This window comes from Streptomyces sp. MCA2 (assembly GCF_023544705.1).
GTDB lineage: Bacteria > Actinomycetota > Actinomycetes > Streptomycetales > Streptomycetaceae > Streptomyces > Streptomyces decoyicus.
In genome coordinates this window covers 1-13,195 of the sequence record NZ_JAMJFM010000052.1, presented here as the reverse complement: position 1 = coordinate 13,195, position 13,195 = coordinate 1, and the positions used below count along the sequence as shown (strand labels likewise).

The window sequence follows — 13,195 nt, the reverse complement described above, 5'->3', positions numbered from 1 at the left end:
CCCCGGCCGGGGCCCCGGCACCGGCGGTGGGGCCGCCCCGTGCGCATGCCGTCACCCGACGGCGGAGTACGCGCCCCGACCTCCGCAACCTCTCCCTCCTCATCGTCCTCGCCGCCCTCGTCCTCGTCGGCGCCCTCACCACACCCGAGCAGTTCCTCAGCCTCCAGAACCTCCAACTCGTGCTCACCCAGGCGTCCGTCATCGGGGTCGTCACGGTCGGCGTCACCTTCGTCATCATCGGCGGCGGTATCGACCTCTCCGTAGGCGCGATGGTCGCCCTGGCCACCGTCTGGGCGACGACGGTGGCCACCCAGCAGTACGGCCTCGGCGGCATCCTGCTCTCCGCCCTGCTCGTGGGTCTGGGCTGCGGACTGGTCAACGGCCTGCTGGTCTCCTTCGGCGGCATGGTGCCGTTCATCGCCACCCTCGCGATGCTCGCCTCGGCCCGCGGCCTGGCCCTCCAGATCAGCGAGGGCCGCACCCAGATCGTCGACGTCCAGCCGGTCCTGGAACTCGGCCAGCGCGACGCCTACGTCCTGGGCGTCCCGCCGATCGTGCTGGTCTTCGCGGCCGTCACCGTCATCGGCTGGCTGGTCCTGCACCGCACCACCTTCGGCCGCCGCACCGTCGCCGTCGGCGGCAACCCGGAGGCCGCCCGGCTGGCCGGTATCGATGTGCGCCGTCAGCGCCTGCTGCTGTACCTGCTGTCCGGCCTGTGCTGCGGAATCGCCGCGTTCCTGCTCATCGTCCTCACCGGCTCCGGCCAGAACACCAACGGCAATCTCTACGAACTCGACGCCATCGCCGCCGCGATCATCGGCGGCACCCTCCTCAGCGGCGGCCGCGGCACCATCACCGGCTCCGTCCTCGGCGTCCTCGTCTTCACCACCATCACCAACCTGTTCGCGCTGAACAACCTGGAGACCGCAGTCCAGCAGATCGCCAAGGGCGCGATCATCGTCGCCGCCGTACTGATCCAGAGGAAGGGCCGTACGCCATGACGGAGCAAGCGCACCACACCCCCACCACCCGCCGGGGCATCCTGTTCGGCGCCGCCGCCGTCTCCGCCGGCGCCCTCCTTACCGCCTGCACCAGCAACGAGAGCAACGACCGGGCGGCGACGAGCGACGACCGGCAGGCGGGCGGCCTCGACGACAAGCCCGGCAAGCACGTGACCATCGGCTTCGCCGGACCGCAGGCCGACCACGGCTGGCTCAACGCCATCAACGTGAACGCCAAGTCCCGGGCCCGGCGCTACAAGGACGTCACCCTCGAAATCACCGAGGGCTCCAACGACACCGCCCAGCAGATCGGCCAGATCGAAACCCTGATCAACAAGAAGGTCGATGTACTGGTGATCCTGCCGGCCGACGGCAAGGCCCTCACCCAGGTCGGCCTCAAGGCGATGCGGGCCGGCATCCCCGTCGTCAACCTCGACAGGGTCTTCGCCTCCCCGCAGGCCTACCGCTGCTGGATCGGCGGCGACAACTACGGCATGGGCCTGAACGCCGGGCACTACATCGGCGAACAGCTCAAGGACAAGAAGCACGCCACCGTCGTCGAGCTGGCCGGTATCGACAACCTGGAGCTGACCCGGCAGCGCACCAAGGGCTTCGACGACGCGCTGAAGAACTACCCCCATATCGAGAAGGTCGGCAGACAGGCCGCCGAATTCACCGTGGAGTCCGGCCAGTCGAAGATGGCGGGACTGCTCCAGGCGCACCCCTCCTTCGACGCGCTGTGGAACCACGACGACGACCAGGGCGTGGGCGCCGAACGCGCCATCAAGCAGGCCGGCCGGGACGGCTTCCTCATGGTCGGCGGCGCGGGGTCGCGCAAGGCCATGGACACCATCAAGGCCGGCGGCTCCGTGCTGAAGGCCACCGTCCTCTACCCGCCGACGATGTCCGCCTCCGCCATCGACCTCGCCCGTGCGCTCGCCCAGGGCAAGGGCATCGGCGGAATGGCGGAGCTGGAGATCCCGGCCTCGCTCACCCTCTACTCCGCCGTCGTCACCAAGGACAACGTCGACGACTACCTCCCCACCGGCTTCCACTGATCCGCCGTACGGCACCGGGCCGGCCTGCCGGACCGTGCGCCCCGCCGGGTCCGCGGGCCAGCCCGTGCCCCGCCGGAGAGGCCTCCCCACCGTCGACAGACGAGGTGATTCATGGACGACCACGCGCAGGACCACAGCCACCCCGATGGCGCCCCCGCCCTGGGCATCGGCATGGTTGGTTACGCCTTCATGGGCGCCGCCCACTCCCAGGGCTGGCGCACCGCGGGACGCGTCTTCGACCTGCCGCTGCGCCCGGCGATGAACGCGGTGTGCGGACGCGACGCCACCGCCGTACGGGCCGCCGCCCGCAAACTCGGCTGGGCCGCCGCCGAGACCGACTGGCGGCAGCTGATCGCCCGCGACGATGTCCAGCTGGTCGACATCTGCACCCCGGGCGACAGCCACGCCGAGATCGCCGTCGCCGCGCTGGAAGCCGGCAAGCACGTGCTGTGCGAGAAGCCGCTCGCCAACTCCGTCGCCGAGGCGCAGGCGATGGTCCGGGCCGCCGAGGCCGCCCGGACCCGTGGCCAGATCGCCATGGTCGGCTTCAACTACCGCCGTACGCCCGCGCTGGCGCTCGCCCGGCGGATGGTGGCGGCGGGCAGGATCGGGACGCTGCGGCATGTCCGGGCGACCTACCTCCAGGACTGGCTGGTCGATCCGACGGCGCCGATGGGCTGGCGGCTGCGACGCGAACACGCCGGCTCCGGGGCGCTGGGCGACCTGGGCGCGCATATCGTCGACCTCGCCCAGCACCTCGCGGGGGAGCGGCTGACCGGAGTCTCCGCCGTCACCGCGACCTTCGTCGCCGAGCGGCCGCTGTCGGACGGCGGCCGCGGCCGGGTCACCGTGGACGACGCCGCACTGTTCACCGGCCGGTTCGCCTCCGGCGCCCTGGCCTCCTTCGAGACCAGCCGGGCAGCGGCCGGCCGCAAGAACGCCCTGCGGATCGAACTCAACGGTGAGCGCGGCTCGCTGGCCTTCGATCTGGAGCGCCTCAACGAGCTGTCGTTCCACGACCAGACCGAACCGGCCGACGCCGCCGGCTTCCGCCGCATCCTCGTCACCGAACCCGACCACCCGTATCTGAAGGCCTGGTGGCCGCCCGGCCACGGGCTCGGCTACGAGCACACCTTCGTCCACCAGGCCCGCGACCTGGTGCAGGCGATCGCCACCGGAGCACCGCCGGAGCCCTCCTTCGCCGACGGTCTCCAGGTGCAGCGTGTCCTGGCGGCCGTCGAGGAGAGCGCGGCCACGAACTCCGTCCACACACCCGTCCCGGCCTAGGGAGGCCCGGTCATGCCCCGCTCCTTCACCCTCTTCACCGGCCAGTGGGCCGACCTGCCCCTGGAGGAGGTCTGCCGCCTCGCCCGCGACTTCGGCTACGACGGCCTCGAACTCGCCTGCTGGGGCGACCACTTCGAGGTCGACAAGGCGCTCGCCGACCCCGGGTACCTCGACTCCCGCCACGCCCTGCTCGACAAGTACGGCCTCAGCTGCTGGGCGATCTCCAACCACCTCGTCGGACAGGCCGTCTGCGACGCGATCATCGACGAGCGCCATCAGGCGATCCTGCCGGCCCGTATCTGGGGCGACGGCGAGCCCGAGGGCATTCGGCAGCGGGCCGCGGCCGAGATCAAGGACACCGCCCGCGCGGCCGCAGCCTTCGGCGTCGACACCGTCATCGGCTTCACCGGCTCGTCGATCTGGCACCTGGTCGCGATGTTCCCGCCCGCCCCCGAGTCCATGATCGAACGCGGCTACGAGGACTTCGCCGCACGCTGGAACCCGATCCTCGATGTCTTCGACGAGCAGGGCGTGCGGTTCGCCCACGAGGTGCACCCGTCCGAGATCGCCTACGACTACTGGACCACCCACCGCACCCTCGAAGCCATCGGCCACCGCCCGGCCTTCGGGCTCAACTTCGACCCCAGCCACTTCGTCTGGCAGGACCTCGATCCGCTCGGCTTCCTCTACGACTTCCGCGACCGCATCTACCACGTCGACTGCAAGGAGGCCCGTAAGCGCCTCGACGGCCGCAACGGCCGGCTCGGCTCCCATCTGCCCTGGGGCGATCCACGCCGCGGCTGGGACTTCGTCTCCGCCGGGCACGGCGACGTCCCCTGGGAGGACGTCTTCCGGATGCTGCGCTCCATCGCGTACGAGGGGCCCGTCTCGGTCGAGTGGGAGGACGCGGGGATGGACCGCCTCCAGGGAGCCCCGGAGGCGCTGGCCCGTCTGCGCACCTACGACTTCGAACCGCCTACGGCGACGTTCGATGCGGCATTCAGCAACAAGGCCGAGTGAAGCCGGCCCGTCCGGCACCCCCATCAAGCCCGTCCGGCACCCCGCCCAGCCTGTACGGCACCCCCACCCATCCCATCCGGCACCCCACTCAGCCCGTCCGGCGATTGAGGACGAGCAAGGCCGGAGGCCGCGCGACAAGAACCCCACCACGCACCCCCCTCGCACGGAAGGCACCGCAATGCCCCGAAGAAGGCCCCGCATACGGTCGGCACTGGCACTCCTCGCGAGCACCGCACTGGCCGCCACCTCACTGGCCCTCGGCACGGCCCCCGCCCAATCCGCCACCGCGCCGGCCGCCGGGGCCCAGGCCTCGGCCGAGGACTTCCAGCAGGTCACCCTCGCCAAGGGCGCCGAAGAGGTCGGCGAGCCGATGTCGCTGGCCGTCCTCCCGGACCGCAAGGTCCTGCACACCTCCCGCGACGGCATCCTGCGTCTCACGGACGAGAACGGCACGACGAAGCAGGCGGGCAGGCTCGCGGTCTACCACCACGACGAGGAAGGCCTCCAGGGCGTCGGCGTGGACCCGGACTTCGCGCGGAACCGCGCCGTCTACCTCTACTACGCACCCCCGCTGGACACCCCCGCGGGCGACGCCCCGAACGACGGCACCGCCGCCGACTTCACGCCCTTCGACGGCGTGAACCGCCTTTCCCGCTTCACCCTCCACACCGACGGCACCTTGGACAACGCCTCCGAGAAGAAGATCCTCGACGTCCCCGCGTCCCGCGGCATCTGCTGTCACGTGGGCGGCGACATCGACTTCGACAAGGACGGCAACCTCTACCTGTCGACCGGTGACGACTCCAACCCGTTCGCGTCCGACGGCTTCACCCCCATCGACGAGCGCGACACCCGCAACCCCGCCTACGACGCCCAGCGTTCGGCGGGCAACACCAATGACCTGCGCGGCAAGATCCTGCGCATCAAGGTCGCCGACGACGGCTCGTACACCGTCCCGTCCGGCAACCTCTTCGCTCCCGGCACGGACCGGGCCCGCCCCGAGATCTACGCGATGGGCTTCCGCAACCCCTTCCGGATGAGCGTCGACAAGCCGACCGGCATCGTCTACGTCGGCGACTACGGCCCCGACGCGGGCGCGGCCGACCCGAAGCGCGGGCCGGCCGGCCAGGTCGAGTTCGCCCGTGTCACCAAGCCGGGCAACTTCGGCTGGCCGTACTGCACCGGCAACAACGACGCCTATGTGGACTACGACTTCGCGACGAAGGCATCCGGCGCGACCTTCGACTGCGGCGCGCCCAAGAACAACTCGCCGCACAACACAGGCCTCGTCGACCTGCCGCCCGCGCAGGCCGCGTGGATCCCGTACGACGGCGGCTCCGTGCCCGAGTTCGGCACCGGCTCCGAGTCCCCGATGGGCGGCCCCGTCTACCGCTATGACGCCGCGTCCACGTCTCCGGTGAAGTTCCCCGAGGCGTACGACGGGGACTTCTTCGCCGGCGAGTTCGGCCGCCGCTGGATCAAGCGGATCGAGCAGGATGGCGACGGCAAGGTGACGTCCATCAACCCCTTCCCGTGGACCGGCACCCAGATCATGGACATGGCCTTCGGCCCGGACGGCGCCCTGTACGTCCTGGACTACGGCACTGCCTGGTTCGGCGGCGACGAGAACTCCGGCCTCTACCGCATCGAGAACGCCACCGAAGGCCACTCGCCGGTCGTCGACGCCAAGGCCGACAAGACCTCGGGCCAGGCGCCGATGCAGGTGAAGTTCTCCTCCACCGCGAGCGACGGCGACGGCGACACGCTCACCTACGCGTGGAACTTCGGCGACGGCACCACCGGCACGGGTGCCGCCCCCGGCCACACGTACCGGAAGAACGGCACCTACACGGCGACCGTGACCGCCAAGGACCCGACCGGCCGCACCGGCAGCGCCGACGTCCACCTCGTCGTCGGCAACACCGCGCCCGAGGTCACCCTCCAACTCCCGGGTGACGGGCAGCTGTTCACCTTCGGTGACGAGGTGCCCTTCAAGGTGAAGGTGACCGACCCGGAGGACGGGACCATCGACTGCACCAAGGTCAAGGTCACCCACATCCTCGGCCACGACAGCCACGGCCACCCGGTGACGTCCGCCACCGGCTGCTCGGGCGTCATCAAGACGAGCGCCGACAGCGAGCACGACCCCAACGCCAACGTCTTCGGAGTCTTCGACGCCGAGTACACCGACAAGGGCGCCAATGGCCAGCCCGCGCTCACCACACACGACCAGCACGTCGCCCAGCCCAAGCACCGCCAGGCCGAGCACTTCGGCGACTCCCAGGGCGTCTCGGTCGTGGGCCACACACCCGCCCACGGCGGCAAGACGGTCGGCGACATCAACAACGGCGACTGGATCTCCTTCACGCCGTACCTGATCTCCGACGCCACGTCCCTCACCGCCCGGGTCGCCTCGGCGGGCAGCGGCGGCACCCTGGAGATCCGCAGCGGCTCGCCCACCGGACGGCTGCTCGGCAGCGCGAAGGTCGAGCCGACCGGCTCCTGGGAGACCTACCAGGACGTGACCACGGCCCTCACCCGCCCGCCCACCACGAGCACCACCCTCTACCTCGTCTTCAAGGGCAGCGGCAGCGCCGCCCTCTACGACGTGGACGACTTCACCCTCACCACCGGCTGAGCCACCCGGCTGACCCCCTCGCCGACCGGGGCGTACGGGCCGTGCAGCACAGCGGCCCGTACGCCCCGCCGGAGGAAGGACACCCCATGCACCCCTCCGCACGCCGCCTGGGCCTCACCGCCGCCACGGCCGCCGCCCTCCTCGCCACCATGGCCCTGCCCGGCGCCGCCGCACCCGCCCGGCACCACGACACCGGCCGCGTTCTGGTCTTCTCCAAGACCGCGGGCTTCCGGCACGACTCCATCCCCGACGGCATCGCCGCCCTGCGCGAACTGGGCAACGCCGGCTCCCTCACCGTCGACGCCACCGAGTCCGCGGACACGTTCATGCCCGGCAACCTCGCCCGCTACGACGCCGTCGTCTTCCTGTCGACCACCGGCGACGTCCTCGACGACACCCAGCAGAAGGCGTTCGAGGACTATGTCGCCGGCGGCGGCGGATACCTCGGCATCCACGCCGCCGCCGACACCGAGTACGACTGGCCCTTCTACGGCGGGCTCGTCGGCGCCTACTTCCAGTCGCATCCGGCCATCCAGCCCGCCACGGTCCGGGTCGAGGACCGCGGCAACCCCGCGACCGCGCACCTTCCGGACGCCTGGGAGCGCACCGACGAGTGGTACAACTACCGCACCAACCCCCGTGCGCAGGCCCATGTCCTCGCGTCCCTCGACGAGACGACGTACACGGGCGGCACCATGAAGGGCGACCATCCGATCGCCTGGTGCCAGAGCTACGGCGGCGGGCGCGCCTTCTACACCGGAGGCGGCCACACCAAGGAGTCCTACGCGGACCCGGCGTTCCGCGCCCATCTGCTCGGCGGCCTGCAATACGCCGCGGGGAAGGCCACCGCCGACTGCCGGCCGCGCACCGGCTACCGGCCGATCTTCAACGGCCGGACCCTGGACGGATGGAAGCAGGCCGGGCCCGGAGGTTTCACCGTCGAGAACGGCACGCTGGCCTCCGAAGGCGGCATGGGCCTGCTCTGGTACCAGGCCAAGGAGCTGGGGTCGTACTCCCTCAAGCTCGACTGGAAGATGCGGGGCGACGACAACTCCGGTGTCTTCGTGGGCTTCCCGGCCTCCGACGACCCCTGGTCGGCCGTCAACAAGGGCTACGAGATCCAGATCGACGCGACGGACGCGCCGGACCGCACCACGGGCGCCGTCTACTCCTTCCAGTCCGCCGACCTCGAGGCCCGCGACCGGGCCCTGCGGCCGCCCGGCCAGTGGAACGCGTACGAGATCAGGGTCCAGGGCGAGCGCCTGCGGGTGTATCTCAACGGAGTCGAGATCAACGACTTCACCAACAAGGACCCCGAGCGGAGCCTGACCGACGGCTACCTCGGCCTCCAGAACCACGGCGCCGATGACCACGTGGCGTTCCGCAACATCCGGATCAAGGAACTGGCCGCCCCGGCGGGCGCGCCTGCGGGCACCCCGGCGGGCGGCGCGGCGGGCGCCCCGGCCGAGCGGAACAGGGGGACGAAGTGATGGCCGCTGGCCCGACCACGGACACGGCCGACGGAAGCGGCCGCATCGAGCCCATCCGTCGCGCGGAGCCCACTCGCCGCACGGAGCCCGCGGGCCGTACTGAGCCCATCCGTCGTACGGAGCCCACTCGCCGTACGGAGCCCGCGGGCCGCACTGAGCCCATCCGCCGCGTGGCGCCCACCCGCCGTATCGAGCCCACCCGCCGTACCGGCGTCTGGCTCATCGGCGCCCGCGGCTCCGTCGCCACCACCGTGATCGCCGGCTGCGCCGCCCTCACCGCCGGTCTGCACCGCCCCACCGGCATGGTCACCGAATCCGCCCCCTTCACCGACCCTCCGGTCCCCGCCCTCCCGGCCCTCTCCGCCCTGGTCTTCGGCGGCCACGACACCCTCTCCTGCCCGCTGCCCAAACGCGCCGAGGAACTCGCCGCCGGCGGCGTCCTCCCGTACGGCCTGCCGCAGGCCGTACACGCCGAACTCACCGCCGCCGACGCCGCGATCCGGCCCGGCGGCCCCCAGCCGGGCGACACCCGTACCGACGCCGAACTCATCGGCGCCTTCGCCGCCGACCTCCGGGCCTTTGGCCGCGACCACGACCTCGACCGGACCGTCGTCATCAACGTCGCCAGCACGGAACCGGCCCCCGCCGACCCGCACGGCGAGCGGCTCCCGGCCAGCTCCCTCTACGCCTACGCCGCCCTGCGCGCGGGCTGCCCGTACCTCAACTTCACCCCCTCCACCGGCCTGCACCACCCCCTCCTCCAGGAGATGGCAACGGTCAGCGGACTGCCGTATGCGGGACGCGACGGCAAGACGGGGCAGACCCTGCTGCGCTCCGTTCTCGCCCCGATGTTCGCCCAGCGGGCGCTCGCCGTACGGGCCTGGTCCGGCACCAACCTCCTCGGCGGCGGCGACGGCGCGGCCCTCGCCGATCCGGGCGCCGCGGCCGCCAAGAACGCCGGCAAGGCCCGGGTCCTGGCCGACACCCTCGGGGAACTCCCCGCGGGCGACCTGCACATCGACAACGTGCCGGCGCTCGGCGACTGGAAGACCGCCTGGGACCACATCGCCTTCGACGGTTTCCTCGGCAGCCGGATGACCCTCCAGACCACCTGGCAGGGTTGCGACTCCGCACTCGCCGCCCCCCTCGTCCTCGATCTGGCCCGTCTGCTGGCCGCCGCCCACACCGTAGGCCTGTCCGGCCCGCAACCCGCCCTCGGCTTCTACTTCAAGGACCCGGACGACGGACCCGCCGCGCTCGCCGACCAGTACACGGCGCTCGTCGAGTACGCCGAACTGCTGCGGACCGGGACGCCGTCATGAGCCCGGTGAACGGACCGGGCCGCTCACCGGAGGGAAAGGGAGGGATGGCCGGGTGGAAGCCTGGGTATGTTCCTGAGCTGGGACCGGGGCAGCGCCTCGGCCCCGGCCCCGGGGACGGCCGATCGCCGCGCCCCAGGAAGAACGGCCCGGTGGCGGGTTCTGTGGGGGATCCTGCCACCGGGCGTGTTCGTTCGGGGGGCGACGGGCCCTCGGGTGTCGGCGGGCCTACGGGTGTCGGCAGGCGTACGGGCGCCGACGGGCCTACGGATGCCGACGGGCCTAAGGGCGCCGGGGGAGCCGCGGGTTCCGGCGGGGCCACGGGAGACGCGGGCGGCACCGGCGCAGGTGCCGACGGCTACGGCTACGGCAACGACAACCGCAACGGCAACGGCAACGGCACGGGCCGGGCCTGGGCCGAACTCCTCCGCGTCTCCGCCCTCTTCAGCGTCCCCGGCGATCTGCTCGCGGGCGCCACCGCCGCCGGTCACCGCCCGAATCACCGCACCGCGCTCGCCACATGCGCCTCCCTGTGCCTCTACGAGGCCGGTATGGCGCTCAACGACTGGGCCGACCGCGATATCGACGCCGTCGAACGCCCCGACCGCCCGATCCCGTCCGGCCGGATCGCACCGGCCGCCGCCCTCACTGCGGCCGGTGGCCTCACCGTCGCCGGGCTCGCCCTCGCCGCGGCGGCGAGCCGTCCCGCCCTGCTCACCGCCACCGCCCTCGCGGCCACGGTCTGGGCTTACGACCTGCACCTCAAGAACACCCCCGCGGGCCCGGCCGCCATGGCCTGCGCCCGCACGCTGGACCTGCTCCAGGGAGCCGTCGCCACCGCTCCACCGGGCACCACGCGACCGCGGCGACCGGTCGTTGCCGACCGTACCGACACCCCGTATCCCTCCGGAGCCGCCCGGTCCGCCCGTGCGGCGCTGCCCTCCGCGCTGCTGCTCGGCGCCCACACCCTCGCCGTCACCACCGTCTCGCGCCGCGAGGCCCAGGGCAGCTCATCAGCCCTGCCGCTGGCCGGTCTGGCGGCGGTGGCCGCGGTGGCCGCGGTGGCGGGCGCGGCCAGGGGTGGCTGGAGGCGGAGCCGAAGCGGGAGCGAGATACGGGGCGAGAGCCGAGATCGAAGCGAGAGCCGAAGCCGTGGCGAGATGCGGAGCGAGAGCCGAGGCCGAAGCGAGAGCCGGAGCCGGATTCGGGGCGAGAGCCGAAGCCGGATCGAGAGCGGGGGCCGGAGCCGTCCCGCCGCGTATCGCCCGGCCGCGTATCGCCCCGCCGCGGGGCGTCCGGCCGCGGGACGCCCAGCTGTGCCCCGTACGGCCGGGGGCCAACCGGCCGCGGGCCGCCCCTCTGTGGGCCGTCCGGCCGCCCCGGCCCCTTCCCCCGTCACCGCCGCGCTCCTCGCCGGGTACGGAGCCACCGCCGCCCGCCCGCTCCTCCACGCGGTCCTCAACCCCTCGCCGTACTTCCTCCAGCGCGCCGTCGGCGGCGGTATCCGCGCCATGATCCCGCTCCAGGCGGCGCTCACCGCCCGCGCCGGCGCACCCCGTACCGCGGCCGCCCTGCTCGCGCTGATCCCCGCGGCCCGGCGCCTGTCCCGAAAGGTCAGCCCGACATGACCTCGATGACGACCACCCCGTTGCGGCTGGCCTACGGCACCAACGGCCTCACCGACCTCCGCCTCAACGATGCCCTCGCCCTCCTCGCCGACCTCGGCTACGACGGGGTGTCGCTGACCCTGGACCATATGCACCTCGATCCGCTCGCCCCCGGGCTGGCGGGCCGCACCGCCGATATCGCCCACCGGCTCGGCGAGTTGGGGCTCTCCGTGGCGATCGAAACGGGCGCGCGGTACGTCCTGGACCCCCGCCGCAAACACCACCCCACGCTTCTCGACCCGGAGCCGGAGGCCCGTGCGGCCCGTACCGGTCTGCTGTGCACCGCCGTCCGTGTCGCCGCCGACCTGGGGGCGGGGGCCGTCCACTGTTTCAGCGGCGTCCGCCCGGACGGCACCTCCGAGGACACCGCCTGGCACCGCCTCGCCGGCTCCCTCGGTCCGGTCCTCGAAGCCGCCGCCGACGCCCGGCTGCCGCTCGCCCTGGAGCCCGAGCCCGGCCACCTCGTCTCCGACCTCGCGAGCTTCCACTACCTCCGCGCCGTACTCGGCGGCCCGCAGGCCTCGTTGCTCGGTCTCACCCTGGACATCGGCCACTGCCAGTGCCTGGAGCCCGATCCGCCTGCCACCTGCGTACGGGCCGCGGCACCATGGCTGCGGCATGTGCAGATCGAGGACATGCGGCGGGGCGTCCACGAACATCTGCCGTTCGGCACCGGCGAGATCGACTTCCCACCGGTCCTGGACGCCCTGAAGGACGTCGGCTACCAGGGCCTGGTCAGCGTCGAACTGCCCCGCCATTCCCACGCCGGCCCCCAACTCGCCAGCTCCTCACTGCACTTCCTCCGAACCGCGGAACAACACATCGCCGGGCAGCCCACCGCCGGGCAGCCCACCGCCCCACAGCCCACCGCCCCACAACGCGCCGCCGTACAGAGCACCGCTGAACAGCCCATCGCCCCACAACGCGCCGCCGAACAGCATCAAGCGACGACCCCACCGAAGCGCCCCACCGGCATCCCCGCCCCCCGGGGAGGCACCCCGTGCTGACCCCCGAACAGCGCCTCGACCACCTCCACACCTCTCTGCGCGCCCGCCTCGACACTCCCGCCCGCACCTGGCTCACCACCGCGCTCACCGAGGCCGCGCAGGGCGCCGAACCCGCCCCGGCAGGCGGCGCACCACCCGCCTGGGAGATGCGGTTCGCCTCGGCCGGGCGGTGCTGCACCCGGGGTGAGCCGCCGCACGAGCCCGACCCGGAAGCCGCCGAGGCGGCGCGTGTGCTCATGCTGTGCACGGCCCGCGCCGACGCCCCGACCGTCACCCGGCTCGCCGCGCACGGCACGGCCGCCGAACGCCGTGCCGTGCTCCTGGCCCTGCCGTACCTGGAGCTCGGCCCGGCCGCCACGCCGCTGGTCGAGGATGCGCTGCGGACGAACGACACCTGGCTGGTCGCCGCCGCCGTCGGACCGTACGCGGCCCGCCACCTCGACGCCCACGCCTGGCGGCACGCCGTCCTGAAGTGCCTTTTCACGGGCGTCCCCCTGTCAGCCGTGGCCGAGTTCGCCCCACGCGCCCGGAGCGATGCCGAACTCGCCCGGATGCTCCGCGACTACGCCCGCGAGCGCACCGCCGCCGGCCGCGCCCTCCCCGACGATCTCCACCGCGCCCTGGCCCTCACCGAACCCACTCCGGCTCACCCCACCCCCGCCGGACCATCTCCCACGCACCACAACCCCACCGGGCCCCAGACCCCCA

The 13,195-nt window shown here is 72.6% G+C and carries 10 protein-coding genes; all 10 read left to right on the top strand.

Annotation, left to right across the window (positions count from 1 at the left end):
* Positions 1–26: 26 nt before the first annotated feature.
* A complete protein-coding gene (locus tag M8I34_RS32545; RefSeq protein WP_250055770.1) occupies positions 27–1,001 on the top strand; it encodes an ABC transporter permease in 975 nt (324 codons plus the stop codon).
* Positions 998–2,059 carry a substrate-binding domain-containing protein gene (locus M8I34_RS32540; protein ID WP_250055684.1) on the top strand — a complete coding sequence of 354 codons (1,062 nt, stop codon included), beginning with the start codon at positions 998–1,000 and terminating at the stop codon, positions 2,057–2,059. The genes M8I34_RS32545 and M8I34_RS32540 overlap by 4 nt, the downstream gene beginning before the upstream one ends.
* 171 nt (positions 2,060–2,230) lie before the next feature.
* Positions 2,231–3,346, top strand: a complete 1,116-nt coding sequence (locus M8I34_RS32535) for a Gfo/Idh/MocA family protein (RefSeq protein ID WP_250055768.1) — start codon at positions 2,231–2,233, stop codon at positions 3,344–3,346.
* A 12-nt stretch (positions 3,347–3,358) separates the two neighbouring features.
* Entirely contained in the window at positions 3,359–4,366 is a 1,008-nt protein-coding gene (locus M8I34_RS32530) for a sugar phosphate isomerase/epimerase (RefSeq protein WP_250055682.1), read from the top strand.
* A gap of 178 nt (positions 4,367–4,544) precedes the next feature.
* Positions 4,545–7,004, top strand: coding sequence for a PQQ-dependent sugar dehydrogenase (locus M8I34_RS32525; RefSeq protein ID WP_250055679.1), 2,460 nt, complete (start codon positions 4,545–4,547; stop codon positions 7,002–7,004).
* A gap of 86 nt (positions 7,005–7,090) precedes the next feature.
* Positions 7,091–8,494 carry a ThuA domain-containing protein gene (locus M8I34_RS32520; RefSeq protein WP_250055677.1) on the top strand — a complete coding sequence of 468 codons (1,404 nt, stop codon included), beginning with the start codon at positions 7,091–7,093 and terminating at the stop codon, positions 8,492–8,494.
* A gap of 161 nt (positions 8,495–8,655) precedes the next feature.
* Positions 8,656–9,816 (top strand): inositol-3-phosphate synthase, encoded by a 1,161-nt coding sequence (locus M8I34_RS32515; RefSeq protein WP_374211021.1) that lies wholly within the window; start codon positions 8,656–8,658, stop codon positions 9,814–9,816.
* 149 nt (positions 9,817–9,965) lie between these two features.
* Positions 9,966–11,441 (top strand): SCO3242 family prenyltransferase, encoded by a 1,476-nt coding sequence (locus M8I34_RS32510; protein WP_250055674.1) that lies wholly within the window; start codon positions 9,966–9,968, stop codon positions 11,439–11,441.
* A complete protein-coding gene (locus tag M8I34_RS32505) occupies positions 11,438–12,487 on the top strand; it encodes a sugar phosphate isomerase/epimerase (protein ID WP_250055665.1) in 1,050 nt (349 codons plus the stop codon). The genes M8I34_RS32510 and M8I34_RS32505 overlap by 4 nt, the downstream gene beginning before the upstream one ends.
* On the top strand, positions 12,481–13,195 hold a 715-nt coding region (locus tag M8I34_RS32500), incomplete at its 3' end, for an EboA domain-containing protein (protein ID WP_250055663.1). The genes M8I34_RS32505 and M8I34_RS32500, both read left to right, overlap by 7 nt.